This window comes from Neisseria lactamica (genome assembly GCF_901482445.1).
Classification (GTDB): domain Bacteria; phylum Pseudomonadota; class Gammaproteobacteria; order Burkholderiales; family Neisseriaceae; genus Neisseria; species Neisseria lactamica.
The window spans coordinates 905,025-929,733 of sequence record NZ_LR590477.1; the positions used below are offsets into that span (position 1 = coordinate 905,025).

A 24,709-nucleotide genomic window follows, 5' to 3' on the forward strand; every position below is an offset into this window, starting at 1 on the left:
AAATGCGGCACCGTCTGAAAACCTGCTGTTCAGACGGCATCCGTCACCCGACATCAATGCACAGATATTTCAATTCCAGATATTCGTCCGCACCGTATTTGCTGCCTTCACGTCCCAAACCGCTGCGTTTCACGCCGCCGAACGGTGCCGCCTCATTGCTGATTAAGCCCGTATTGATGCCGACCATACCGTATTCCAATGCTTCGCCGACGCGCCATTGGCGGGCGGTATCAGCAGTGAAAAGGTAGGCAGCCAAACCGTATTCCGTATCGTTGGCAGCCGCGATGACTTCGGTTTCGGTTTCAAAACGGAACACGGGGCACAAAGGCCCGAAGGTTTCCTCACGCGCCACCGCCATTTGTGCCGTAACGCCGCTTAAAACAGTCGGTTCGAAAAACGTTCCGCCCAACGCGCTGCGTTTGCCGCCGGTCAGACAGACCGCGCCTTTAGCAAGCGCGTCGGCGATGTGCTGCTCGACTTTTTCCACCGCTTTTTCCTCAATCAGCGGCCCTTGGTTTACGCCATCTTCCAAGCCGTTGCCCAATTTGAGCGCGGCTGCTTTTTCACTTAATTTGCGGCAAAATTCGTCGTAAATGCCGGCTTGGGCGTAAACGCGGTTGGTGCAGACGCAGGTCTGACCGCTGTTACGGAACTTGCTGGCCAGCGCGCCTTCGACGGCTTTGTCCAAATCGGCATCGTCAAACACGATAAACGGCGCGTTGCCGCCCAGTTCCAAACTGAGTTTTTTAATGTCCGCCGCGCTGTCGGCAAAAATTTTCGCGCCGACTTCGGTCGAACCGGTAAAACTGATTTTGCGGATAATCGGATTTGTGGCAAATTCACGGCCGATTTCCGAAGCACTGCCGCTGACAACAGGCAGCAAATCCTGCGGCACGCCCGCTTCGTAAGCCAACGAAGCCAACGCATACGCACTCAAAGGTGTGAGCGATGCTGGTTTGACTATCATCGCGCAGCCAACCGCCAAAGCAGGAGCAGCCTTGCGCGCAATCATTGCGGACGGGAAGTTCCACGGCGTAATCGCGGCGGTAACGCCGACGGGCTGTTTCAACACGACCAGTTTTTGCGACGCTTTCACGCTTGTCAGCACATCGCCGTCAATCCGCCGCGCTTCTTCGGCAAACCAGCGCACAAACGAAGCCGCATAATCAATTTCACCGCGCGACTCGGTCAGGCTTTTGCCCTGTTCCATCGTCATCAGGCGCGCCAGTGCTTCCTTGTTTTCTTTAACTAAAAAATACCAACGCCACAATATGTCGGCGCGTTCCAAAGCGGTTTTCGCCGCCCATAATTTTTGTGCCGCAGCTGCTTTTTGAATCAGGTTTTTCAGCTTGTCCGAATCCGTCTTGCGGACATACGCCAAAATTTCACCCGTCGCCGGATTGCCGATCCCGATGCTGTCTGAAATCGGGGAAAGGGAAATATCGGGATGCTTGATTAATTGGGAATATTCGTTCATTTCGTGTCCTCCGGTATGCGGGATAACCGCTTTCAAATGCCGTCAATCTCACGGACATTATCATCTTCATATTCCAAAACTGCAAACCCTTCCGATGCCGTCTGAAGCATCCGATCGGGCAGTGTCTGAATATGGCGCGGACGCAATCCTTGTCGTTTAAGAAAAATACTTTTTATACGATAGTAATCTTTAGAAAGATGTTTCTTTATTATTCAAACAAAATAAATTGTAAATTTATTATCTTGTTGTTTTTATTGGCTATTCAGTTTTACATTTTTTCGGAATACAAAAATCCAAGCGGATTTTTTACAATCCGCTTTTGCTGTTTTTATCAGTTCGGTTAGCTAAGCCGTCTGATAACGTGTTTTATCGAAGTCGGTTTCTGTTTTATAAAGATTAAATGCAACGACTAAAATTTTTCTCATCAATGCGCCGATGATCAGCATTTTGGGCTTTTTGGCTTTTTTCAGCCTGTTTGTGAATGCTGGAAAGTAGTTGTTTTTGAATGCGACTAATGCGGCCATGAACAGGGATCCGCGTATTCTTCGGTTTCCGTATTTGGTCATTTTGCTTTTTTTGTTGACGCTTGTCCCTGATATGTTTTGATGCGGATTTAATCCGGCATAGGCTGTAAACTGCTTTGCGTTTTCGAATGTGCTGTTAATAAGGTAGCTCATTAGCGATATGGCTGTTGTTTTGCCTACTGACGGTATTGTCTCTAACCGTTTTGTCAGCTCTTTCATTTTTTTGTCTGATTTGATTGTTTGGTCGATTTTCTTTTTTACTGCATTTAGATGGTTTTCAAGTTCTTTTAGCTGTTTTTCATGTATTTTCTGTACAAATGAATCTTTTGCTGCTTTGATTCTATTTTTTTGCGATGTCTGTTGTTCTAAAAGTTGGCTTTGAAGTGATAGCAGTCTTTTCAAGCTGTATTGCTATTCAGTCGGTTTTTCTCTCTTTGGCAGCTCTTCTATTAATGCTGTTTGGCAAAACTCTGCGATTAGTTTTGCGTCTTGTTTGTCGTTTTTGACTCTGCTGAATCGCTTTTGTGCATAGGCTTTGATTTTTAGCGGGTTTATTACTGATACGTGGTATTCTTCGGCCAAGCAGTCTGCGGCCTGTTCGTAGTAGTTTCCTGTTGCTTCCATGCATACGTATATGTCTTTTTCTCTTTTTGCCGATATCCATTCTTTCAGGTTTTTGCAGCCTTGTTCATCGTTGCTGAATTTTCTGTAATCGGTTTCGCCGTTGATTATGGTAACGACATCAAATGTTTTTGCGGATATGTCTAATCCTACTGCGTTTCTCATGTTAATTTTCCTTACGATTCAGGCTTTAATGCCTTTGATGTTTCTCAATTTCAAACATAAGAAAACCGCCGTCCTTATCTTTCTTTCAATCTTGCGATTAGGAAGTAATCAGGTTCGGCGGCTTTGTCGTCGGTTAGCTATTCCGAGACGTTTGAAGTATATCAGAATCGTATGAATTAATTTTTTGTATTTGCTGGTTTATTTAAAAATTGCTGTTGCGACCCGCTGCATTGTGTTTTTTTACTGCTTTCAGTCCGGTTTTCGCAGGCATGGGGTTTGTGTGCGATTGGAGAACAACCGATAAAAAGGTGCAAGGGGGTATTCATAAAGATTTGGAAAAAAGCACTCCAAATCTTTACAAAACTTCCCCCTTGCACCTTTTTATCGGCCGTTCTCTGTCAAACGCCCCCCCATACCTCAGCGAAAACCGGACTGAAAGCAGTAAAAAAAAACAATTCCGCTAGATATTTTCCCCCGCCCTAGCTCCTCCGTCCTGAAGGGCTGGGAAAGGTTTCTGAAACTCAAACAGGCGCGGCAAGCGCGGAAAGGTAGATTGATATGACTTAGATTTGATGATATGACAATTTGTAGAGCGGTGGGGATAAGCAAAATCCCCGAGCGCGAACTAGGGGATTTTTGCATTCCTGCCAAGTTTTAAACTTTACAGGAAATTTTAAAATGCGAATTACCGTTAGCCTCGGAAAACTGCATTTGACTGTATCGGTAGATACGCGGTTTATTCTATCCGTGTTCATGCTGTTTAGTCAATAACCCACGATTAGAAGGCCGCCATGCAGCGGCCTTTCTTAATTCGCTGCGCCGACAACCGCGCCGCTTTGCGGCTCGAACTTCGCGCCCGCTTAGGACGTTGTAGGGGCTTTTTGCGCGTTGTTTGCGCTGTTGTCCTGTTCTTTGTATGGATTAAAGGGTAGGCCGTTTCTTGCGTACTGTTTGCACATTTCTTTTGTTACTTCTTCCAGCGGTGTTGCTTGATCGCTGTAGCAGGTGCAGCCGGTTTTTCCGCCTTCGATACATGCGGCGATACGCTCATAGGTTTTGACTTGGCGGACGTTGTTGTAAATCGGTTTGGATTCGGGTTTTTCGGCCAACGTCGGGATAAAATCGTCTGCTTTCAAATCCTGATTGATTTTTTGTGATTGTACTGCTGTATTTAAATCTGCTTCTTTATTTATCGGCTCTGATGCTGAAACTTGTGATGTTGTTTCAAACTGTTCTGGATTTATGGCTTTTTGTGATATTCCATAAACTGTATAGATTTTCCAGCCGATAAATCCGATTATCAGAATTAAAGCCCAAACGGCCAACGGTACTTTTTTCTTAAATTTGATGTGCTGGCTTGATGATTTGTAGTATTTAAATGCTTCTTTGGGCGGTGTGAAATTCTTCGATTCTGTATTTGAAACAGCTGCGGGATTTTCTAAGCTGGTTACGCATTTGTACCACGAATATTGTTTTGTTCCTAATGCTTTTCTTTCTAAATGGATGTGCTTGGATATCAGGTTTCTAACGAAGATATCAAGCTGCTGCGGGTGTTGTGTCATCATGATAACCGTATGGCCGTGATGTCTTAATTCTGTTAATTCTTGAATATAAGGCGGTACGGCTCGGCCTGATGATCTTACCGGATAGGTATAGTGTGCTTCGTCTACTATCAGAACCGCGCCATCAGGGATGATGTCTCTTAGCGGCGCGGACATGATTTGTTCTTCTGTTAGTTCGTGTGCGTTGAACTTTTTTGCGTCTAGTCCGTCGATATGGCAAAAATATAAGGGCCTATCTACTTCTGTTCCGTCTTCGAGTTTCATTTTAAACAATCCGTCTTCGTTGTTTAAAATCATTGAAACTGCTTTTGATGTTTTGCCGGTTCCCATGTTGCCGGTAATCAGATAAATCATTTTTATCCTTTCGGTAATACTGTTGTCAGTTTGTTCAATGCTTTCATGCTTACCCAAAAAGAGAACGCACCGAAAAGATAGTTAAAACCTGTTCCGAATCCGCCTATCAGTAGAAGGTTATAAATGTCTTCAGGCATGGAGTTTGCCGCATTTAAAAAGTATTCTTTGAATTTATTCAATGCGGCAATATAGCCGGCGAATGATACAAACGTTAGTCCTGTTGCAATGATGATCTTTACTATCAGCATTCTTAACAGAAATGCGATTAATGGAATTAGAGCAGCCGGCATTTTATTCCTTTCTCAATGATCCGAATGTGATAAACGCGGACATGATGATAAAACCGAGGATAACGGCAAATCTGACGTTTTCCATTAATATACACAATGGCTGATAACTGACGTTAAACGCTTTTCCGAAAACGTGGAATGTTTTGTCTTTCGGACAAACTCCGCTTGACGAAAACATGTTATCGGGCGACCACGTTTCTTCATTTACGGCTTTGGGTATGGCTATGCCTTCAAAATCGTTTTCTGAAGGTTCGCCCATATCTGCACAGGCTAAGATTGTAGGAAAGAGATCACAGAGCAATCCGCCGTTTCCGTCTGGTTTCTTTTCTTCTCGCCGATCTTTCGGGCTTTCGTTCGGGCTTGGTGTTTCGCCCGGTGTGGGCGTGGGTTTGGGATTGTCTTGATCTGCTTCGCGCGGGTTTTCTTTTTGCTTTGGATTGGTTTCGGGCGTAGGCGCTGGATTCGGCTTGATTTCGGGTGCTTCTGCGCTTCCGGGTGTGAGATCGGGACGCTGTATCTCTTCTACCGATGCCGTTGTGTTGCCTTGTGCGTCTTGGCCGAATGTGATTTTTATCTGCTTGGGCTTTCCGTCTTCGCCTGTTACGGGGCCGAGCATTACGATTTTGCCGTTTTCGATTTTGACATCTTCCTTGTAGCCCGGAAAGCCTGTTGCTTTGATAAATCTGTCGGGATTGGCATCGACTTTTAAGGATAAAATCTCTTCCAGCTTTTTGGCATCCATTTCTTCTTTGTATTTTGGATCTCTTGAAAGTGAAAAATTGATAAAACCTCTATAATCATCTCCTTTATGAACTGAACAACCTCCGCCGTTCCAGCCGAATTCACAAGGTCCGAAATTGTAATTTTTGTAACTAACCATATCAGGACGATTTCTTAACTTTTCCCAATACTTTCTGCCGAGAATTTCCATTCTGGCTTCCATCAGTTCTTTAACTTCTGGGAATCTGCTGTAATCTGACATAAGGCGCATAGTCGAACTGTCGACGCCATAGCAGGAATCATTTACCAACTTTTCATGGGGGTAATCTCCCACCCTGTACCAAATGCAATTACTATATTCGTAGCCTTTTACAAATTTATCGGTTTTGGGATCGTATTGATAGCCTTGTTCCTGAATGTCTTCTTTAAATGTTTCGTAAATGTCGTGAGCTAAAAGGGCAGTGCCGACATAGGGAACTGCCCTCGTGCTGAATTTCGCGCCTAAGCGGGCGAGTTTGCCGACCCCTGCCAAGACTCCGGCGCGGGAGACGGTACTTTCTATTGTTGCGGGGAGAGTGGAGGCGGAGCGGAGTCCGGTGGGAGAGTGTTCGATGATGGCCGGTTCTATAATACGACCTGAGAAACGTTGTCCATCTACTCTGAAATCTGTAACTACAGATTTACTATGATTAATTTCTAAATTAACGCTAGAATTTCCGATAGGATACTTCCTAATTTCAGCATAACTAGGAACTGAAAATAGCATCAGGTTTAATATCAAAATTGAATGTTTGTATCTCAATATCACGACAGTTACTCAATTTATTTAAATCAGATATTTTTATTATTGCAACTGATTCATCATTAAAATAAATCTTCCAAACATTGGAAGATAATTTTTTATTTAAAAACCAAGATATACACTCGACAACATAAAAATGTTGTTTTTTAGAATATTTAAGCAATTCAACAGAAAAAATTTCTGCCATAGTTTTATTAAAATATTCAGTACCATCTTGGTATTTATATAGAGCCAATTGCGCTTCAGTAATAAACATGATTTCAACTTCCTTTTTTGTTGTTCGGAAGTCGGATTATCTGCCTAACCGTTTTGAATATCAATCCTTGAACAGGATGGCGGCGATGATGATCGGAACGGAAAGACCGACATAGAAATAAAAATCCATCATCTCAAGAGCCTTTTAATCACGGTTACGAAATAGACGGATGCCGCGATTCCGAAAATCAGCCAGCCTATATACATGCCGTCTTTCAGGTTTTCGGACGGGTCGCATTCAGGTAAATCGGCCTTGATGATTTGGCCGTCTATTTTCCAATCTTTGCCGTTGTATTCGGGTTTTATGATTTTCCCGTCTTCAGTTATTTTAGGTACTACCAAGCTGAAATAGACGTTTTCGGCCTGATGCTGCTCTAAACACTGATTTCCAACTTGGTAGTACATTTTGCCGACCTTATCGCATTACACGTTTTACAATCGCGATCACAAACAGTGCCGCGAATACGCCGATAACGAGCCAACCGGCTTCCAGACCGTCATTTTTTGCGCCTTCTAATGCTTGTTTTGCAGGTTCGGGCAATGCTGCATAGGTATTTGCTGCCAGTGCGAACGGAGCAGCTGCGAAAGCGGCGATTTTCGCGCCGTATTTTTTCAGGTTATTCATGAATTTCATGATTTTTTCCTTAGTCGGTTAAAAAAATGGTTTTGCGGGCTTTGTGAAGGTTTTACAGACCGCCCGCCGAGCCTGTTAACTTTTTATTCTTCTCTGATGTATAAGCTGAAAATCTGAAAATGTCCGCCAATCTCTTCTAATCCGGCATTGAATGCGTCTTCATAGTTTTCATACTGTCCGGCTTCTTTCAGATTTTGGGTAAATCCAATATCGCCTAACTGATTGGGGAAGATGAATTCATAGTTTTCCAGTTCCTGAACAATAAATTTTTGCTGATAGCTGCTCATATTCCGGACTTTCTGCCTTAGGCTTTGGTCGCCGCGCCTTTCACTTCAAAATCAAGCAGCTTGGGTACTAAGCCTTTGCCGGTAGATTCCATTGCGACGGTTACATTTACGGAACAGGGGAATTTGAGGTTTTTCAGCCGATCGAAATTGTGGCTTTCGCCAAACTTCATGCTGGCGGCGGTAAAACCTACGCTGTTGCCGTTTGCGGGCATAGGGGTTGCTACCAGTACGGTACAGGTATCGATTTTGTTGCCGTCAATCTCACCTTTAAACTGTTTTGCGCCCAAGAGTGTGGCGGGATAGTTGATTACTTGTAATTGATCAAACATGGGTATTTCCTTTCTTTGATTTATAGATATTTCCAGTAGTCTAACTGGTCTGATATTTGATACTGCTCTTTGTCGTAATCGCGCTCATGCTGTTTATGCCTGTCTTGCGGATACTCGTATTGCTTTTCCTGATTTAATTCAAACTCTAAGACTTCGATATTCAGGGCGTTTATGGCTTTTTGCTCATCATGGATATAAAAAACACTGGCTTTGCTGCTGTCGTATTCTTCGGGCTGGAGACCTTTGGGATAGCCTTCAACGCCATTAGTTAGGTCTTTGACGATATCTTCGGCCGTCCAACCGATGTCTTTTAAAAAATTGACCCATTTGCCGACTTGCTGCCTTGCGTAAAATTGTTTGTGTTCAAACGTGAGATTGACCTCTTTAACCGTTGAATCCATGCGCTTGGCTTCGCATTTGAATATCTGTTCACAGACGGGATACGCTCCGCCAAGATACGAACCGGCATGAATCAGTATGTCTATGGGGACTTCTATATCTCCGTTTCTGAACTCTGTTTCAAATCGAACCCACGGGCTTGATTTATCGCCTAGCTGTTTGCCTTTTTCGTAAATCCTTGTGTATTTGGCGTTTCCGCGTTTGCCGATGTAGAAGCTTTTGCCGCTGCCGTCTTCGTGTCTCCAAGCAACGCCTTTACATTCGCTTTTCGGGCGGACGTTATGGCAATCAAAAAGGCCGTTATCGTGGTCGGTTAAAGCGTGCTGGGGCGTGTACTCTCCATTGAAAAAATCATGTGATACGTCAACCCTTGTTATTTTTGGCCGGACACACTTTTGCAGAAATTCATAAAGCCTGTTTTCCCAACCGGGTTTTGCTGCTGTGCAGCCGGTGCCGTTCAGCTCTACAAGTATGGTTTCTCTTTGGCCGCCGTAGTGGACTTTGCCATACTCAACATTTTGCGGGCCGAGCTGATAGCAGGACTTATAGAAAAATTTGCCTTTGTAGGGCAGTTTTGCACTGATGCCGAAACCTAGAATTTCCTGCAGCAATTCGCTGTACTTTGCGAGGTACTCGGCATCTGTTACATAGGCTTTTTGGGTTACTTTGGGTATGGATTCCTCATGTATCGTAAATGTGATCTGGTCGATGAATGCACCGTCTTCCCTGCCGCGTCTTAGCGGAATTTCTATCAGACGGCCTTTACCGTCGGTTACGTATTGGGAAAAATATTCAAATTCGACTTGATGCGATTCAAGAATTTCTATGGGCTGTTCCCCACCCTGCAGATTAGGGTTTTTTTGCTCCCCCCCTATTAGCCTAGGGGGGCATTCGACGGCGTGGGTCGTCTGCGGCGCGCAAGGCGCGCCCACACACGCCCCCGCCGTTTCTGCTCTCTCTTCGGCTCTCATGCGGTTTTCTCCTGCTTATCCATAAGAGCCTTGACAGTCAGACGGCCGTATTCTTCGGCTTCTTGCCTTGTTTTATATGTGTTTTGCGGGTTTGTAATAGGAAATACTGTTGTCTCGACAATTTCGTCATTTAGGAAAATGCGCACAATGTAGGCGCGTGATTTTTGGTATTCGTATTGATCGGGATTAACGGTATAAAAAGCGATGCACATAAGAAAGCCCCTTCACTGGCAGAGTTAAAGGGGCTTGACGTTTGTAAAGATTTGCGCCCCTTGATGGGGTGCAATATATAAGAAAAGTAATGCAGCCCTTTGATGGGGTGCAATATATAAGGAGCAAAGATTGCAGTTGCAACGTGTGGTAGAGTATGGCAAAAATCTAAACATTACAGTCAAAATTACGGAGATCGAATAAATGACTTTCAAACAAGAACAAGATTATTGGGCTGGCTATAAGGCAAATGAAAGAGCCTTGATTATTCAAACATGGTCAGGATTTGGGCGATATGCTCCAGACCACCTATATCCCCCTCATATCCTGCCATTGGATACCGACAATGAAACTTTAGGCACAACGGTCTTGCAAGCATTGGCAAACAGCAGGACTTTCGTTTATGACAGTCCAGAAGACCAAGATTTTTTTGATACCGAAAAATTTCGGCAACGCTATGAGGATTGGGTTGCCAAGCTATGCGGGAACTTGGGCTATAAAACCAGACGCGCCCTATTTAAAAACATGATGAGCGTGGATATTTGGCTGCACAACGGCTGCCTGAAAATCAGCCCGAGCCGCCATGTCAAGCTGGAAGCGTGGGATGCCATTGATGCAGACGATGTAATTTTATCATTGGATAACAGCCCTGAAGAAATCGGAGCAGGTTTAAAGTTGGCATTGAGCCGCTGCCGATAGAATAAACCCGGAACAAAACGAAAAACAATCCGCCCCACCCGAAAACCGCCGGAACCAGCCGACGGCCAAAACAAATCCGACACAAAAAACCGCCCGAAAAATCCGGACGGCGGTTCAAACAGGCTGCCCCGTTTAGCGGGCGCGGCAGGAGGTTTCGACCGAATTGCCGTAGGCATCGGTAAAGCCGAAAAAGGCTTCGCCGCCTTTCTGGTGCCACTCGGTTCCGTTTCCAAACAAACCGTGTTCGGCGGTATAGCGTTCGCCGGATGCGGCAACGTCGGAAGAGAGGACGGCACGCCTGCCGTCCAGCCGCAACGCGACTTTGCCGCCGTCCAAATGGCGGACGCGCACAGACAAACCGTTCTCGCAGGAAAACGCCCGAAAATCGGCAGGGCCGGCTTGGTTTTGAACGGGCGGCATATGCCCGCGTCCGCCGCCATCATACGCTTCCGGCACGGCACAGGCCGCCAAAGACAAAACCGGTACGGTCAGCGCGAAAAACCTGATATTCATAAAAGCTCCCCAGTAAAAATAAGATATGAAACAACCGCCCTGATTCCAAGCTGCGGCAACGCCATACTATAAACGGACGCGCAAACACACAAGCCCGATAACCGGAATTTACCCGCGATGAATCAATAATCCGGATTGCGCGCCCCTTTCCCGTATTCCGGCACCGCCTTTTGCCTGACGATGCCGTCTGAACCTGCCTGCCCGCCCGAAGGAATGTAAATTTTTTCCAAATTCCAAGTAAAAACCGCTATCAGTGTGCTAATTTGCGTTAAAATTATATTCGGCGTTTAACGTTTTGTGCGCGCGCATCCCTGCACTGTTCGATGCGGGCATAAGGCACAAATCCCGACAAGCGCACTGTTTCATACTTCGTCAATCATTCAGACTCCGGTTTGTGCCCGTGCCGGCAGGCGGTTGGCCGTTTCCTGCCGTTCAGGCATATTCCGACAGTGTGAGATAAGGATTTATTCGATGTTTCAACACACAGGACGATACATAAAGCACCGCCCTATGTGTCGTCCTGATTTGGAAGGGGTTACGCCCCTTCCAAATAAAGTCTAGTTCTACCGCCCTAAGGGGCGGGGTTTCAACCAAAAAGGAAATACGATGAAATCACTCAAAACCTTCCTCATTTGGGGCATAGTGGTACTGGTCGGCTTAGCATCCTTTACCACTCTGGCCCTCAGCCGAGGCGAACAGGTCAGCGCGGTATGGATGGTTACCGCCGCCATATCCGTTTACTGCATCGCCTACCGTTTTTACAGCCTCTACATCGCCAACCGCGTAATGCGGCTCGATCCGAACCGCCTGACTCCGGCAGAACGCCACAACGACGGCTTGGACTACGTTCCGACGCACAAAGGCGTATTGTTCGGACACCACTTTGCCGCGATTGCGGGCGCGGGCCCTTTGGTCGGTCCGGTTTTGGCAGCGCAAATGGGTTACCTGCCCGGTACTTTGTGGATTATCTTCGGCGTGGTATTTGCCGGCGCGGTACAGGATATGATGGTCTTGTTCGTCTCTATGCGCCGCGACGGTAAGTCTTTGGGCGATATTGTGAAACAGGAACTCGGCACTGTCCCCGGCGTGATTGCCTCTATCGGTATTTTGATGATTATGGTCATCATTATGGCGGTGTTGGCGTTGATTGTCGTAAAAGCATTGGTTCACAGCCCTTGGGGTACGTTTACCATCGCCGCCACTATGCCGATTGCGCTGTTTATGGGTATTTACACGCGCTATATCCGTCCGGGCAAAATCGGCGAAATTTCCATCGTCGGCTTTATTTTGCTGATGCTGGCGGTAATTTACGGCGAAGATGTGGCTAAAAGTTCTATCGGGCATTGGTTCGACCTTGACGGCATCCAGCTCACTTGGGCGATTATGATTTACGGCTTTGTCGCCTCCGTATTGCCCGTATGGTTGCTGCTCACTCCGCGCGACTATCTCTCCACCTTCCTGAAAATCGGTACGATTGCGGCCTTGGCTTTGGGTATCGTCATCGTCAATCCCGCTTTGCAAATGCCTGCCGTAACCCACTTTATCGACGGTTCGGGTCCGGTATTCTCAGGCGCATTGTTCCCATTCTTGTTCATTACCATCGCCTGCGGTGCGGTTTCGGGCTTCCACGCGCTGATTTCCTCCGGCACTACGCCGAAAATGCTGGAAAACGAAACCCACGTCCGCATGATCGGTTACGGCGGTATGTTGATGGAAAGTTTCGTGGCGATTATGGCACTTGCCGCTGCCGCATCGCTTGATCCCGGCGTGTACTTCGCCATGAACAGCCCAGCCGCCCTGATCGGTACGGATGCCAATACCGCCGCCGAAGTGATTACCACCAAGCTGCAATTCCCTGTCGATGCGGCAACCCTGTTGCACACCGCTAAGGAAGTGGGCGAAAACACCATCCTTTCCCGTGCGGGCGGTGCGCCTACCCTCGCAGTCGGTATGGCACACATTATGAGCCGCCTGATTCCGGGCGAGGCGATGATGGCGTTCTGGTATCACTTCGCCCTGTTGTTTGAAGCCTTGTTCATCCTGACCGCCGTCGATGCCGGTACGCGCGTCGCACGTTTTATGATTCAAGACTTGGGCAGCATCTTCTACAAACCTTTCGGCAACACCGACTCCATCCCCGCCAACCTGATTGCGACCTTCTTCGCCGTGGCATTGTGGGGCTACTTCCTCTACACCGGCGTAACCGACCCGCTGGGCGGCATCAACTCGCTCTGGCCTTTGTTCGGCATCGCCAACCAAATGCTGGCGGGCGTAGCCCTGATTATGTGTGCCGTGGTGCTGATTAAGATGAAACGCGACCGTTATGTCTGGGTGGCACTCGTTCCCGCCGTCGGCGTACTGTTTGTAACCTGCTACGCCGGTCTGCAAAAACTGTTCCACAGCGACCCGCGTGTCAGCTTCCTCGCCCACGCCGGCAAATACAGCGACGCATTGGCTAAAAACGAAGTCCTCGCGCCGGCCAAAGACATCGGCGAAATGGCGCAAATCATCTTCAACGACAAGATTAATGCCGGTTTGACCGCATTGTTCCTCTTAGTCGTCGTCATCGTTGCCATCTACGGCGTGCGTACCGCCCTCAAAGCACGCAAAGTCGGCTGGCCGACCGCCAAAGAAATCCCGGCGGTGTACCGCGACGGCAAGCAGCCGGAGGCACAAAGTGAAGCATAAGCTCGCGTCTTGGTGGAAAACCATCAAGCTGACGGCAAACTTGATGGCAGGCGTGCCCGATTATGAAAACTACGTTGCACAGCAGCGCAAACATAATCCCAACGCCCCCGTGATGACCAAGCTGCAATTTCAAGACTATTGCCGCAAGCGCCGCTGCGGCGCAAACGGCGGACGCTGCTGTTAAGCCTGCTTGAAACAAATGCCGTCTGAAACCGATTTCAGACGGCATTTTATGCTGAAACCCCGCCCCGCAAGCCAAACAGCTGCCATATCGGGCAGGTTCGTCCGTCGGCAAACCGTGTTTTCTCCGCACAAAAATAACCATACGGCACAGTCAGGGTGTTGCCCCTTCCTGCCCCTGTTGCCGCCGCTCCGAAAGGCGGATTTGCAACCCTTAATGAAATGCCGGTAAACAAACCATGAAAAACCTCATCGCCTTCAACAAACCCTACGGCGTTATCTGCCAATTTTCACCGCACGAAAAACACAAAAGCCTCAAAGACTTCATCGATCTGCCCAGCTTCTACCCCGCCGGACGGCTCGACACCGACAGCGAAGGGCTGCTTCTGCTGACCGACGACGGCTGGCTTCAAGCAAAAATTACCGACCCCAAATTCAAACATCCCAAAACCTACTGGGCGCAACTGGAGGGATTGCCCGACGAAAGCCGGTTGGAAAGCCTAAGAAAAGGGATAGACTTAGGCGATTTCGTTACCCGCCCTGCCCTCGTCCGCGTTTTAAATCCCGGCGAAGCCGAGCGTTTGTGGGAGCGCGTTCCGCCGATACGCGTCCGCAAAACCGTTCCCGATTTTTGGATCGAAATCACCATTTCCGAGGGCAAAAACCGCCAAGTCAGGCGTATGACCGCCAAAGCCGGCTACCCCTGCCTGCGACTGGTCAGGGTAGCCAGCGGCAGACTGAAACTGTTTGATTTGGATTTGAGACCCGGGGAATGGGCATACGCCCCGTTTAAACCATAATCACGTTTATCTCATTATTTCCACATTTCCACGAAAGTGGGAATCCGGAATTTTAATGTTACGGTTACTTATCCAAGGCAAGTAAAACCGAACAAGCGGTTTCCAGTCTGTTTGCGAATGACAGAATAAATAAGGATATATAATTTTTATTTGAATTTACGATAAATATCCGATTGAAATCTTCAGACGGCATATCGAATTTACACTTTTTTGATGTTTATGCCGTCTGAAAAAAATGCTAATATATTTCTTAATTGTCTGATTGTTTATTGTTGAGGAAAATATGAAAACATCTTTTCGGTTAAAACCGATTTATTTTTGCCTTTTAAATGTTACGTTATATCATAGTTATGCTGAAGATTTACCACGGCATTCTCATAACACGCAAGTGCAGGTTTTGGAAGATGTGCACGTCAAGGCGAAGCGCGTACCGAAAGACAAAAAAGTGTTTACCGATGCGCGCGCCGTATCGACCCGTCAGGATGTGTTCAAATCCGGCGAAAACCTCGATACCATCGTCCGCAGCATACCCGGTGCGTTTACACAGCAAGATAAAAGCTCGGGCATTGTGTCTTTGAATATTCGCGGCGACAGCGGGTTCGGGCGGGTCAATACGATGGTGGACGGTATCACGCAAACCTTTTATTCGACTTCGACCGACGCGGGCAGGGCAGGCGGTTCATCTCAATTCGGTGCATCTGTCGACAGCAATTTTATTGCCGGACTGGATGTCGTCAAAGGCAGCTTCAGCGGCTCGGCAGGCATCAACAGCCTTGCCGGTTCGGCAAACTTGCGGACTTTAGGCGTGGATGACGTCGTTCAGGGCAATAATACCTACGGTCTGCTGCTAAAAGGTCTGACCGGCACCAATTCAACCAAAGGTAATGCGATGGCGGCGATAGGTGCGCGCAAATGGCTGGAAAGCGGAGCATCTGTCGGCGTGCTTTACGGGTACAGCAGGCGCAGCGTGGCGCAAAATTACCGCGTGGGCGGCGGCGGGCAGCACATCGGAAATTTTGGCGCAGAATATCTGGAACGGCGCAAGCAGCAATATTTTGTACAAACAGGCGGGTTGAAATTCAATTCCGACAGCGGAAAGTGGGAACGCGATTTGCAAAGGCAATTCTGGAAAACCAGTTACTATAAACAATACAAAGACCCCCAGAAACTGAAAAAATACATCGAAGACCAAGATAAAGACTGGCGGGAAAACCTGGCACCGCAATACGACATTACCCCCATCGATCCGTCCAGCCTGAAGCAGCAGTCGGCAGGCAATCTGTTTAAATTGGAATACGACGGCGTATTCAATAAATACACGGCGCAATTTCGCGATTTAAACACCAAAATCGGCAGCCGCAAAATCATCAACCGCAATTATCAGTTCAATTACGGTTTGTCTTTGAACCCGTATGCCAACCTCAATCTGACCGCAGCCTACAATTCGGGCAGGCAGAAATATCCGAAAGGGGCAAAGTTTACAGGCTGGGGGCTTTTAAAGGATTTTGAAACCTACAACAACGCGAAAATCCTCGACCTCAACAACACCGTCACCTTCCGGCTGCCCCGCGAAACCGAGTTGCAAACCACTTTGGGCTTCAATTATTTCCACAACGAATACGGCAAAAACCGCTTTCCTGAAGAATTGGGGCTGTTTTTCGACGGGCCGGATCAGGACAACGGGCTTTATTCCTATTTGGGGCGGTTTAAGGGCGATAAAGGGCTGCTGCCCCAAAAATCCACCATCGTCCAACCGGCCGGCAACCAATATTTCAACACGTTCTACTTCGATGCCGCGCTCAAAAAAGACATTTACCGCTTAAACTACAGCACTAATACAATCAACTACCGTTTCGGCGGCGAATATACGGGCTATTACAGCTCGGAAAACGAATTTAAGCGGGCATTCGGAGAAAACTCGCCGGCATACAAGAAACATTGCGATCCGAGCTGCGGGCTTTATGAACCCGTATTGAAAAAATACGGCAAAAAGCGCGCCAACAACCATTCGGTCAGCATTAGTGCGGACTTCGGCGATTATTTCATGCCGTTCGTCGGCTATTCGCGCACACACCGTATGCCCAACATCCAAGAAATGTATTTTTCCCAAATCGGCGACTCCGGCGTTCACACCGCCTTAAAGCCAGAGCGCGCAAACACTTGGCAATTAGGCTTCAATACCTATAAAAAAGGATTGTTAAAACAAGATGATACATTAGGATTAAAACTGGTCGGCTACCGCAGCCGCATCGACAACTACATCCACAACGTTTACGGGAAATGGTGGGATTTGAACGGGAATATTCCGAGCTGGGTCAGCAGCACCGGGCTTGCCTACACCATCCAACATCGCAATTTCAAAGACAAAGTGCACAAACACGGTTTTGAGTTGGAGCTGAATTACGATTATGGGCGTTTTTTCACCAACCTTTCTTACGCCTATCAAAAAAGCACGCAACCGACCAACTTCAGCGATGCGAGCGAATTGCCCAACAATGCGTCCAAAGAAGACCAACTCAAACAAGGTTATGGGTTGAGCAGGGTTTCCGCCCTGCCGCGAGATTACGGACGTTTGGAAGTCGGTACGCGCTGGTTGGGCAACAAACTGACTTTGGGCGGCGCAATGCGCTATTTCGGCAAGAGCATCCGCGCGACGGCTGAAGAACGCTATATCGACGGCACCAATGGGGGAAATACCAGCAATTTCCGGCAACTGGGCAAGCGTTCCATCAAACAAACCGAAACCCTTGCCCGCCAGCCTTTGATTTTTGATTTTTACGCCGCTTACGAGCCGAAGAAAAACCTTATTTTCCGCGCCGAAGTCAAAAATCTGTTCGACAGGCGTTATATCGATCCGCTCGATGCGGGCAATGATGCGGCAACGCAGCGTTATTACAGCTCGTTCGACCCGAAAGACAAGGACGAAGAAGTAACGTGTAATGCTGATAAAACGTTGTGCAACGGCAAATACGGCGGCACAAGCAAAAGCGTATTGACCAATTTTGCACGCGGACGCACCTTTTTGATGACGATGAGCTACAAGTTTTAAAGGCAGCCGGCGTTTTGTGGAAAACCGCAAAAAAAAGTCAAAATGCCGTCTGAAAGCCCTTCAGACGGCATTTGTTTCCCCAAACGCACCATCCAATCCGTTTTATCGTACCAGCAACTCAAAAAAGCCATTATTTTTGTTTGATTTACCCCATCATCCCCACGTAGAGAAGCCGTTTTTTGAGTTTCGCTTAAGTTCAATAAATCCTGAAACTTTAATCTCGCCCGTGAAAATGAATTTTCTATTTCAATTTGTCATATGTAGCTAATTTTTTAGGATATTTTATTTTTTGTTCCAAAGTCAAAATATACCGTCTGAACGTTCAGACGGCAGACAAAACGGCACTGCCCGATAAAGGCAGTGCCGTTGTCCGTTTCAAACCGTGAAACATCAGCCCAAATCAAAGGCTTTATGCAATACCCTGGTTGCCAGTTCCATGTATTTTTCATCAATCAATACGGAAACTTTGATTTCGGAGGTTGAAATCATTTGGATGTTGATGCCCTCTTCGGCGAGCGTGCGGAAGATTTTGGCGGCTACGCCGACGTGCGAACGCATACCCAAACCAACTGCGGAGACTTTGCACACGGTGTCGTCGCCATCGATAGAGGCCGCGCCGATACTGTCTTGGCGTTCCGACAGGATTTCCAAAGTCTGTTTGTAATCGCCGCGCGGTACGGTGAAAGAGAAATCGGTTGTGCCTTCGCTGCCGACATTTTGGATAATCATATCGACTTCGATGTTGGCATCGGCGACCGCGCCCAAAATCTGATAGGCGACGCCGGGTTTGTCGGGTACGCCGCGCACGTTGATGCGGGCTTGGTTTTTGTCGAATGCGATACCGGTTACGGCAGCTCTTTCCATATTGTCGTCCTCTTCAAAGGTAATTAAGGTGCCGTTGCCGCCGTCTTGCAGGCTGCTCAGTACGCGCAGGCGCACTTTGTATTTTCCGGCAAATTCTACTGAACGGATTTGCAAAACTTTCGAACCGAGGCTGGCCAGTTCGATCATTTCTTCAAATGTAACCGTATCCATGCGGCGCGCTTCGGGTACGACGCGGGGGTCGGTGGTGTAAACGCCGTCCACGTCGGTATAGATTTGGCATTCGTCCGCTTTGAGCGCGGCGGCAAGCGCAACGGCGGAAGTGTCGGAACCGCCGCGTCCGAGCGTGGAAATGTCGCCTTCGCTGCTGATGCCTTGAAAGCCGGCAACGATGACGACTTTGCCATCGGCGAGGTCGGCGCGCATTTTTTCGTCATCAATGCTTTCGATGCGGGCTTTAGTGTGGGCGGTATCGGTTTTGAGGGCGACCTGCCAGCCGGTGTAGCTTTTGGCATCCACGCCGATGTCTTTCAACGCCATTGCCAAAAGACCGATGGTAACCTGTTCGCCGGTGGACAAAACCACGTCCAATTCGCGCGGATCGGGGTGTTCCTGCATTTCGTGCGCCAACGCGACCAGGCGGTTGGTTTCGCCGCTCATAGCGGATACGACGACGACGATGTCGTGTCCTTCGGCGCGGGCTTTGGCGACACGTTTGGCCACGTTTTTAATGCGTTCGGGCGAGCCTACGGATGTGCCGCCGTATTTGTGTACGATTAACGCCATGTTTCGTGCTTTCTTGTGTAGGGATTGGTCGGGCAGCATATTTGCTGGAAAAGGGCTTATTATTACTATTTTTGATACAGAGTTCAAGGACGGGCAAAGATTTCTCCGCCCCTTTCCGAAGCCTCTCATGCAAATGCCACTTGTTCCGCCGGGGCGGCGGAATGCCGTCTGAAGAGCGTTCAGACGGCATACGGACAATAATCAGACGGCGGACAGCGCATTTTGCTGATAACGCAGCAGCTCCCCTATCCCCTTTTCCGCCAAACCGATTAATTTGCCCAATTCTTCCAAACTAAATGGCGCGCCTTCCGCCGTACCTTGTATTTCGATGATTTTCCCCGATGCGGTCATAACGATATTCACATCACTGTCGCAACCGGAATCTTCAGGATAATCCAAATCTAAAAGCGGCACACCACCGACTATGCCGGCGGATATGGCGGCAACGGCCTCACGAATCGGATTTTCGGTCAATATGCCGTCTGAAATCAGCTTTCCGACGGCAATGTGCAGCGCGACAAACGCACCGGTAATCGAAGCCGTGCGCGTACCGCCGTCTGCCTGAATCACATCGCAGTCAATCAAGATTTGTCGTTCGCCGAGTTTTTCCATATCCACGACCGCGCGCAGCGAACGCCCGATCAAACGTTGGATTTCCTGCGTGCGCCCGGACTGTTTGCCCGCCGAGGCTTCTCGGCGCATACGCGAAGCGGTGGACGCAGGCAGCATCCCGTATTCCGCCGTTACCCAGCCTTGGTTTTTACCACGCAAAAACGGTGGGACATTTTCATCCACGGAAGCGGTACAGATAACTTTGGTATTACCGCATTCAATAAGACACGAACCGTCCGTATGCGGCAGGAAATGAGGGGTGATTTTGATATCGCGCAGGCTGTCGGCGGCGCGTGAGGTGCGGATGTAATCGGACACGGTTGCTCCGTTTGTCAAAAAAGGCTGTGTTCCAATGCAATGCCGGGCCGTCCGCTGGTTGGAAAATACTTTTCATCTGCCAAAACAGATTTCCGACCGGGCAGAAAACAAACGCCTTGCCCATAAGCCGAACCGGCGGATGACGGAAACACAAGCGAAAAAATCAAAAAGCCTTAAATATGAAGAAATCACATTTAAGGCGGACGGACGGGGAAACTTTACGCCTCTTCGGCTTTGCTGCGGATAATCAGAAGCGGCAGGTGGCTTTGGCGCATTACCGTTTCGGCGAAACTGCCCATCAGAAGGTGCATCAGCCCGGTACGTCCGTGCGTGCCCAACACCAGCAGGTCGGCACCGTTTTCATCGGCATAATCGACCAAATCCTGCGCCATTTCGCGCGCGCCTTTGTTCGCCACCAAGAGGTGTTTGACCGTATTTCCGACACCCAGTTCGCGGGCAATCCTCTCGGCATTGTCCAAAACCTCGTTGCCTTGTGCGACGGCGGCGGCTTCGTAGCTTTCGTGTTGCAAAAATTCGGGGGCAAGCGCCATATATTCGGCAGGATTGGCAACGTGCACCAAAGTCAGGCGCGCATTGTTGACGCCGGCAAGTTCGGCGGCGTGTTTCAGGGCATTGATGGACGTTTCACTGCCGTCGACGGCAACGACCAAATGTTTGTACATAATCGTATCCTCCTTTTGCACCGCCTCGCGGCGCCGTTTCATCAGGTTCGCGCAAAGGCTGTCTGCGCCGTTTCATTATAGTCCCGCCGCCGGGTTTTATACAACAGCCGAACAGCCCGGCCGCTTTACAGTATAATACGCCGCCGTCGGACGGTAGGACGTTTCCCACCGGCTTCCGTTTACGCTTCATTTGATGCAACCTTACAGGATTTGACTTATGACCGGCACCGGTTTGAACCTTTCGCGCCGCTTCGGCGGCATTGCGCGGCTCTACGGAGACGAAGCACTCTCACACTTTGCCGATGCCCACGTCTGCGTAGTCGGCGTAGGCGGAGTCGGCTCTTGGGCTGTCGAAGCTTTGGCAAGGACGGGCATCGGGCGTTTGACTTTGATTGATTTGGACAACGTTGCCGAATCGAATGTCAACCGCCAGCTGCACGCCCTGACCGGCGACTTCGGCAAAGCAAAAGTTACCGCCTTGCGCGAACGTATTACACAAATCAATCCGCAATGCGAAGTATTTGAAATTGAAGATTTCGTTACCGAAGACAATTTGCCGGAATACTTCGGAAAAGGTTTTGATTTCGTCATCGACGCGATCGACCAAGTGCGCGTCAAAGCGGCAATGGCGGCTTATTTTGTGGAAAACCGGCAGCCTTTCATCGTCAGCGGCGGCGCGGGCGGGCAGAAAAACCCCGCCCTGATTCAAACCGCCGACTTAAGCCGCGTAACCCACGACCCGCTGCTTGCCAACCTGCGCTATACCTTACGGAAACGCTACGGCTTCAGCCGCGATACGAAAGCAAAAATGCGCGTGCCGTGCGTGTTCTCAACCGAAAACATCACACCGCCGCAATCGGGTGCGGCGTGTTCTGCCGATGCCGCACCGCAGGGCTTGTCGTGCGCCGGCTACGGTGCAAGCATGCTCGTTACCGCTTCGTTCGGGCTATATTGCGCACAGGCGGCGGTGGAACACATCGCGGGCAAAAAATAAGCAATGCCGTCTGAAACAGGATTCAGACGGCATTTGAACAAACTATGGTTATGATTTAGGACAACAAAGGATACGGATAAAAAATAACACAAAATATATGATTCCTAATAATATACCAAGTATCGGAGAGCTATTTAATGGAATTCGTTAATAATTTAGTTATTTTTTCATTTTTATTACTAATACTTATTCCGATATTTTTTGTAGTATATGGTATATACCATAAGATACGTTGTCGCAAAATATGTATCCTAAGAACAAGTTTTACATTATTAGTGGTAATACTTTACAGTATGTATTACATATATTGCCGTTATCTTGACCAACAAAAAGTAGCTTATTATTGCATAGATAAACAATGTATTTCTATTGTTCATCTATACAAAGATTATGGTATAAACTCTCCCACATATGCGAGAATTTACGCAGGAAAAATATTGTTTAGATTTCAAGTAAGAGCTAAAAATTACGCTGAATTACTTATGGAAGATGATATATCAATTAGTAAAAAAATTTTGGGGAATAAATTTATCATTTATGGGTCGCTACCTGTAATATACGGTAATGTAGATAATATTGAAGTAAAAGAAGCTACTGGTTATATAGATAGAGCCAGTACTGATTATATTGTCTCAAGAAACTTAAAATTCAGACATTTATATTAATTAAGAGGTTTTAGCAAGACCGTATTCACAACCTGCTCCTTTTCAAAACATTTGCATTTAAAAGCCGTTATAATGCCGTCTGAACATCTGCCCGACCACATTACGCGTGAATGCCGGCAGATTGTTTTCTTTTGTAAACTTAATATTGAAATCCACTTACCGATTCACGCCATGCCGCCCATTCCTGCCCCATCCGCACCATCCGAGCACACCGTCGCATGGGTATTCGGCCAACCCGTTACCGATTTGCCCCGGGATTTGTTTATTCCGCCCGACGCGCTGAAAGTCGTATTGGGCAGTTTTCAAGGCCCTTTGGATTTGCTGCTGTATCTGATCCGCAAACAGAACATCGATGTTCTCGATATTCCGATGGTGGAAATTACCGGGCAGTATCTGCACTACATTGCCCAAATGGAAGCCTATCAGTTTGATTTGGCGGCGGAATATCTTTTGATGGCGGCGGTATTGATTGAGATTAAATCCCGCCTGCTGCTGCCGCGCCCCGAAGAAACCGAAGAAAACGAGGCCGACCCGCGTGCCGAGCTGGTGCGCCGCCTGCTGGCTTACGAACAAATGAAGCTGGCGGCACAGGGCTTGGACGCGCTGCCCCGCGCCGGACGGGATTTCGCGTGGGCATATCTGCCTTTGGAAATCGCCGCCGAGGTCAGGCTGCCCGAAGTCTATATTACCGACCTGACGCAGGCTTGGCTGAGTATTTTGTCGCGGGCGAAACACACGCGCAGCCACGAAGTCATCCAAGAAACCCTTTCCGTGCGCGCGCAAATGGCGGCAATCCTGCGCCGTCTGAACGGACACGGGATATGCGGGTTTCACGACCTGTTCAAGCCCGGACAGGGTGCGGCTTATGTAGTGGTCAATTTCATCGCGCTGCTGGAGCTTGCCAAGGAAGGCTTGGTCAGAATCGTGCAGGAAGACGGTTTCGGGGAAATCCGAATCAGCCCCAATCATCAAGAAACGCCTTCAGACGGCATTTTCGGCACACAGGGCGGGCGCGATGTGTTCTAATACGCCCCAAGCCGCCAACAGAAATCGGGAGACACGCCATATGACCGGCATCATACATTCGCTGCTTGACACCGACCTCTACAAATTCACTATGCTGCAAGTAGTTCTGCACCAGTTTCCGCAGACGCACAGCCTTTACGAATTCCGATGCCGCAATGCCTCGACTCCCTATCCGCTTGCCGACATCAGGGAAGACTTGGAAGCCGAACTCGACGCGCTCTGCCGGCTGCGCTTCACCCACGACGAACTCGACTACCTCCGCAGCCTGCGCTTCATCAAAAGCGACTTTGTCGATTATCTCGAACTCTTCCAGCTCCAACGCCGCTTTGTCGAAGTCGGCACAGACGATAAAGGCCGTCTGAACATCCGCATCGAAGGCCCGATGATACAGGCGATGTTTTTTGAAATCTTCATCCTCGCCATTGTCAACGAACTTTACTTCCGCCGGCTGGAAACCCCCGCCGTTATCGAAGAAGGCGAACGCCGGCTTCAAGCCAAAGCCGCGCGCCTGAAAGAAATCGCCGCCGCACAAAACCCCGACGAACCGCCCTTCCTGATTTCCGACTTCGGCACGCGCCGCCGCTACAAGCTCGCGTGGCAGGAACACGTCATCCGCACCCTGCTCGAAGCCGCACCCGGCATCGTACGCGGGACCAGCAACGTTTATCTCGCCAAAAAACTCGGCATTACCCCCATCGGCACCATGGCGCACGAGTTCCTGCAGGCATTCCAGGCCCTCGATGTGCGCCTGCGGAATTTCCAAAAAGCCGCGCTCGAAAGCTGGGTACACGAATACCGGGGCGATTTGGGCGTTGCCCTGACCGACGTTGTCGGTATGGATGCCTTCCTGCGCGATTTCGACCTCTATTTCGCCAAACTCTTCGACGGTCTGCGCCACGACAGCGGCGACCCTTACGTTTGGGGCGACAAAGCCTACGCCCACTATCAAAAGCTCAAAATCGACAGCCGCACCAAAATGCTGACCTTCTCCGACGGGCTGGACATCGAACGCTCTTGGGCATTGCACCAATATTTCAAAGACCGCTTCAAAACCGGCTTCGGCATCGGCACCAACCTCACCAACGATATGGGGCATACGCCCTTGAATATCGTGTTGAAACTGGTCGAATGCAACGGGCAGTCCGTCGCCAAGCTGTCCGACTCTCCGGGCAAAACCATGACCAACAACAGCACCTTCCTCGCCTACCTGCGCCAAGTGTTCGACGTACCCGAACCCGAAACGCCGTAAACCGGCAGAAAAAGCGCACAATTCC

At 48.7% G+C, this 24,709-nt stretch carries 25 protein-coding genes and 1 pseudogene; 10 read left to right on the forward strand and 16 right to left on the reverse strand.

The features are described 5' to 3' along the window. Nucleotides 1-43: 43 nt before the first annotated feature. From FGL10_RS04700 to FGL10_RS04760, 12 genes and pseudogenes are all read right to left on the reverse strand, one after another. Entirely contained in the window at nt 44-1,477 is a 1,434-nt protein-coding gene (locus tag FGL10_RS04700) for an NAD-dependent succinate-semialdehyde dehydrogenase (RefSeq protein WP_003710598.1), read from the reverse strand. Nucleotides 1,478-1,821: 344 nt separating this feature from the next. Continuing rightward, nucleotides 1,822-2,787 (reverse strand): annotated as a pseudogene (locus FGL10_RS04710) (IS110 family RNA-guided transposase). Between the two features lie 860 nt (nt 2,788-3,647). Continuing rightward, entirely contained in the window at nt 3,648-4,703 is a 1,056-nt protein-coding gene (locus FGL10_RS04715) for a zonular occludens toxin domain-containing protein (protein WP_036475113.1), read from the reverse strand. 2 nt (nt 4,704-4,705) lie between these two features. Further along, nucleotides 4,706-4,993 (reverse strand): DUF2523 domain-containing protein, encoded by a 288-nt coding sequence (locus FGL10_RS04720; RefSeq protein WP_003711497.1) that lies wholly within the window; start codon nt 4,991-4,993, stop codon nt 4,706-4,708. Between the two features lies 1 nt (nt 4,994). Next, on the reverse strand, nt 4,995-6,479 hold the full coding sequence (locus FGL10_RS04725) for an IgG-binding virulence factor TspB family protein (RefSeq protein ID WP_080718813.1): 1,485 nt from the start codon (nt 6,477-6,479) through the stop codon (nt 4,995-4,997). Then, the gene (locus FGL10_RS04730) at nt 6,460-6,771 is read right to left on the reverse strand and encodes a DUF1132 family protein (RefSeq protein ID WP_003711827.1); all 312 of its coding nucleotides are present in this window, start codon (nt 6,769-6,771) and stop codon (nt 6,460-6,462) included. The genes FGL10_RS04725 and FGL10_RS04730 overlap by 20 nt, the downstream gene beginning before the upstream one ends. A gap of 128 nt (nt 6,772-6,899) precedes the next feature. Continuing rightward, nucleotides 6,900-7,175 carry a hypothetical protein gene (locus FGL10_RS04735; protein ID WP_036475115.1) on the reverse strand — a complete coding sequence of 92 codons (276 nt, stop codon included), beginning with the start codon at nt 7,173-7,175 and terminating at the stop codon, nt 6,900-6,902. Between the two features lie 10 nt (nt 7,176-7,185). Then, the gene (locus FGL10_RS04740; protein ID WP_003711558.1) at nt 7,186-7,404 is read right to left on the reverse strand and encodes a major capsid protein; all 219 of its coding nucleotides are present in this window, start codon (nt 7,402-7,404) and stop codon (nt 7,186-7,188) included. 83 nt (nt 7,405-7,487) lie between these two features. Then, nucleotides 7,488-7,691: a hypothetical protein gene (locus tag FGL10_RS04745; RefSeq protein ID WP_003711556.1), complete on the reverse strand. Its 204-nt coding sequence runs from the start codon at nt 7,689-7,691 to the stop codon at nt 7,488-7,490. Between the two features lie 17 nt (nt 7,692-7,708). Then, on the reverse strand, nt 7,709-8,020 hold the full coding sequence (locus tag FGL10_RS04750) for a hypothetical protein (RefSeq protein WP_003711554.1): 312 nt from the start codon (nt 8,018-8,020) through the stop codon (nt 7,709-7,711). Between the two features lie 20 nt (nt 8,021-8,040). Beyond that, on the reverse strand, nt 8,041-9,390 hold the full coding sequence (locus FGL10_RS04755; RefSeq protein WP_003711552.1) for a replication initiation factor domain-containing protein: 1,350 nt from the start codon (nt 9,388-9,390) through the stop codon (nt 8,041-8,043). Next, a complete protein-coding gene (locus FGL10_RS04760) occupies nt 9,387-9,602 on the reverse strand; it encodes a hypothetical protein (protein WP_003708791.1) in 216 nt (71 codons plus the stop codon). Before FGL10_RS04760 ends, FGL10_RS04755 begins: the two co-directional genes overlap by 4 nt. Before the next feature lie 202 nt (nt 9,603-9,804). On the opposite strand from FGL10_RS04760, the gene FGL10_RS04765 reads away from it, so the two are divergent. Beyond that, nucleotides 9,805-10,299, forward strand: a complete 495-nt coding sequence (locus FGL10_RS04765; protein ID WP_003708790.1) for a contact-dependent growth inhibition system immunity protein — start codon at nt 9,805-9,807, stop codon at nt 10,297-10,299. A gap of 132 nt (nt 10,300-10,431) precedes the next feature. Here the strand turns inward: FGL10_RS04765 and FGL10_RS04775 are convergent, their stop codons facing one another. Further along, entirely contained in the window at nt 10,432-10,812 is a 381-nt protein-coding gene (locus FGL10_RS04775) for an MliC family protein (protein WP_003708787.1), read from the reverse strand. A gap of 606 nt (nt 10,813-11,418) precedes the next feature. Between FGL10_RS04775 and FGL10_RS04785 the strand changes: the two genes are divergently transcribed. The 5 genes from FGL10_RS04785 (at nt 11,419) to tdfH (ending at nt 17,529) form a co-directional block, all read left to right on the forward strand. Further along, nucleotides 11,419-13,500 carry a carbon starvation CstA family protein gene (locus tag FGL10_RS04785; RefSeq protein ID WP_003708782.1) on the forward strand — a complete coding sequence of 694 codons (2,082 nt, stop codon included), beginning with the start codon at nt 11,419-11,421 and terminating at the stop codon, nt 13,498-13,500. Continuing rightward, complete coding sequence (locus tag FGL10_RS04790; RefSeq protein WP_002212918.1) at nt 13,490-13,684, forward strand: YbdD/YjiX family protein; 195 nt, start codon at nt 13,490-13,492, stop codon at nt 13,682-13,684. Before FGL10_RS04785 ends, FGL10_RS04790 begins: the two co-directional genes overlap by 11 nt. 15 nt (nt 13,685-13,699) lie before the next feature. Next, nucleotides 13,700-13,912: a hypothetical protein gene (locus FGL10_RS04795; protein ID WP_138251428.1), complete on the forward strand. Its 213-nt coding sequence runs from the start codon at nt 13,700-13,702 to the stop codon at nt 13,910-13,912. A gap of 7 nt (nt 13,913-13,919) precedes the next feature. After that, nucleotides 13,920-14,480, forward strand: a complete 561-nt coding sequence (locus FGL10_RS04800; RefSeq protein ID WP_003708778.1) for an rRNA large subunit pseudouridine synthase E — start codon at nt 13,920-13,922, stop codon at nt 14,478-14,480. Nucleotides 14,481-14,763: 283 nt separating this feature from the next. Further along, a complete protein-coding gene (gene tdfH, locus FGL10_RS04805) occupies nt 14,764-17,529 on the forward strand; it encodes a TonB-dependent zinc piracy receptor TdfH (protein ID WP_036469611.1) in 2,766 nt (921 codons plus the stop codon). A gap of 390 nt (nt 17,530-17,919) precedes the next feature. On the opposite strand, the gene FGL10_RS04815 is transcribed toward tdfH, so the two are convergent. The 3 genes from FGL10_RS04815 to FGL10_RS04825 form a co-directional block, all read right to left on the reverse strand. Continuing rightward, nucleotides 17,920-19,137, reverse strand: a complete 1,218-nt coding sequence (locus tag FGL10_RS04815; protein WP_036469608.1) for an aspartate kinase — start codon at nt 19,135-19,137, stop codon at nt 17,920-17,922. 201 nt (nt 19,138-19,338) lie between these two features. Further along, nucleotides 19,339-20,067 (reverse strand): ribonuclease PH, encoded by a 729-nt coding sequence (rph, locus tag FGL10_RS04820; RefSeq protein WP_003708765.1) that lies wholly within the window; start codon nt 20,065-20,067, stop codon nt 19,339-19,341. Between the two features lie 218 nt (nt 20,068-20,285). Beyond that, nucleotides 20,286-20,750 carry a universal stress protein gene (locus FGL10_RS04825; protein ID WP_003713854.1) on the reverse strand — a complete coding sequence of 155 codons (465 nt, stop codon included), beginning with the start codon at nt 20,748-20,750 and terminating at the stop codon, nt 20,286-20,288. 217 nt (nt 20,751-20,967) lie between these two features. On the opposite strand from FGL10_RS04825, the gene FGL10_RS04830 reads away from it, so the two are divergent. From FGL10_RS04830 to pncB, 4 genes are all read left to right on the forward strand, one after another. Next, nucleotides 20,968-21,744, forward strand: a complete 777-nt coding sequence (locus tag FGL10_RS04830) for a tRNA threonylcarbamoyladenosine dehydratase (RefSeq protein ID WP_003708759.1) — start codon at nt 20,968-20,970, stop codon at nt 21,742-21,744. 137 nt (nt 21,745-21,881) lie between these two features. After that, nucleotides 21,882-22,409 carry a hypothetical protein gene (locus FGL10_RS04835; RefSeq protein ID WP_138251429.1) on the forward strand — a complete coding sequence of 176 codons (528 nt, stop codon included), beginning with the start codon at nt 21,882-21,884 and terminating at the stop codon, nt 22,407-22,409. A gap of 171 nt (nt 22,410-22,580) precedes the next feature. Beyond that, the gene (locus FGL10_RS04845) at nt 22,581-23,435 is read left to right on the forward strand and encodes a segregation and condensation protein A (RefSeq protein WP_003708754.1); all 855 of its coding nucleotides are present in this window, start codon (nt 22,581-22,583) and stop codon (nt 23,433-23,435) included. Between the two features lie 40 nt (nt 23,436-23,475). Beyond that, nucleotides 23,476-24,684: a nicotinate phosphoribosyltransferase gene (gene pncB, locus FGL10_RS04850; RefSeq protein ID WP_036475117.1), complete on the forward strand. Its 1,209-nt coding sequence runs from the start codon at nt 23,476-23,478 to the stop codon at nt 24,682-24,684. Nucleotides 24,685-24,709: the final 25 nt, after the last annotated feature.

Excerpts from the sequence above, each read along its gene's own strand:
- FGL10_RS04700 (WP_003710598.1), bottom strand. The coding sequence starts at position 1,477 with ATGAACGAATATTCCCAATTAATCAAGCATCCCGATATTTCCCTTTCC.
- FGL10_RS04715 (WP_036475113.1), bottom strand. The coding sequence starts at position 4,703 with ATGATTTATCTGATTACCGGCAACATGGGAACCGGCAAAACATCAAAA.
- FGL10_RS04720 (WP_003711497.1), bottom strand. The coding sequence starts at position 4,993 with ATGCCGGCTGCTCTAATTCCATTAATCGCATTTCTGTTAAGAATGCTG.
- FGL10_RS04725 (WP_080718813.1), bottom strand. The coding sequence starts at position 6,479 with ATGCTATTTTCAGTTCCTAGTTATGCTGAAATTAGGAAGTATCCTATC.
- FGL10_RS04730 (WP_003711827.1), bottom strand. The coding sequence starts at position 6,771 with ATGTTTATTACTGAAGCGCAATTGGCTCTATATAAATACCAAGATGGT.
- FGL10_RS04735 (WP_036475115.1), bottom strand. The coding sequence starts at position 7,175 with ATGTACTACCAAGTTGGAAATCAGTGTTTAGAGCAGCATCAGGCCGAA.
- FGL10_RS04740 (WP_003711558.1), bottom strand. The coding sequence starts at position 7,404 with ATGAAATTCATGAATAACCTGAAAAAATACGGCGCGAAAATCGCCGCT.
- FGL10_RS04745 (WP_003711556.1), bottom strand. The coding sequence starts at position 7,691 with ATGAGCAGCTATCAGCAAAAATTTATTGTTCAGGAACTGGAAAACTAT.
- FGL10_RS04750 (WP_003711554.1), bottom strand. The coding sequence starts at position 8,020 with ATGTTTGATCAATTACAAGTAATCAACTATCCCGCCACACTCTTGGGC.
- FGL10_RS04755 (WP_003711552.1), bottom strand. The coding sequence starts at position 9,390 with ATGAGAGCCGAAGAGAGAGCAGAAACGGCGGGGGCGTGTGTGGGCGCG.
- FGL10_RS04760 (WP_003708791.1), bottom strand. The coding sequence starts at position 9,602 with ATGTGCATCGCTTTTTATACCGTTAATCCCGATCAATACGAATACCAA.
- FGL10_RS04765 (WP_003708790.1), top strand. The coding sequence starts at position 9,805 with ATGACTTTCAAACAAGAACAAGATTATTGGGCTGGCTATAAGGCAAAT.
- FGL10_RS04775 (WP_003708787.1), bottom strand. The coding sequence starts at position 10,812 with ATGAATATCAGGTTTTTCGCGCTGACCGTACCGGTTTTGTCTTTGGCG.
- FGL10_RS04785 (WP_003708782.1), top strand. The coding sequence starts at position 11,419 with ATGAAATCACTCAAAACCTTCCTCATTTGGGGCATAGTGGTACTGGTC.
- FGL10_RS04795 (WP_138251428.1), top strand. The coding sequence starts at position 13,700 with ATGCCGTCTGAAACCGATTTCAGACGGCATTTTATGCTGAAACCCCGC.
- FGL10_RS04800 (WP_003708778.1), top strand. The coding sequence starts at position 13,920 with ATGAAAAACCTCATCGCCTTCAACAAACCCTACGGCGTTATCTGCCAA.
- tdfH (WP_036469611.1), top strand. The coding sequence starts at position 14,764 with ATGAAAACATCTTTTCGGTTAAAACCGATTTATTTTTGCCTTTTAAAT.
- FGL10_RS04815 (WP_036469608.1), bottom strand. The coding sequence starts at position 19,137 with ATGGCGTTAATCGTACACAAATACGGCGGCACATCCGTAGGCTCGCCC.
- FGL10_RS04825 (WP_003713854.1), bottom strand. The coding sequence starts at position 20,750 with ATGTACAAACATTTGGTCGTTGCCGTCGACGGCAGTGAAACGTCCATC.
- FGL10_RS04830 (WP_003708759.1), top strand. The coding sequence starts at position 20,968 with ATGACCGGCACCGGTTTGAACCTTTCGCGCCGCTTCGGCGGCATTGCG.
- FGL10_RS04835 (WP_138251429.1), top strand. The coding sequence starts at position 21,882 with ATGGAATTCGTTAATAATTTAGTTATTTTTTCATTTTTATTACTAATA.
- FGL10_RS04845 (WP_003708754.1), top strand. The coding sequence starts at position 22,581 with ATGCCGCCCATTCCTGCCCCATCCGCACCATCCGAGCACACCGTCGCA.
- pncB (WP_036475117.1), top strand. The coding sequence starts at position 23,476 with ATGACCGGCATCATACATTCGCTGCTTGACACCGACCTCTACAAATTC.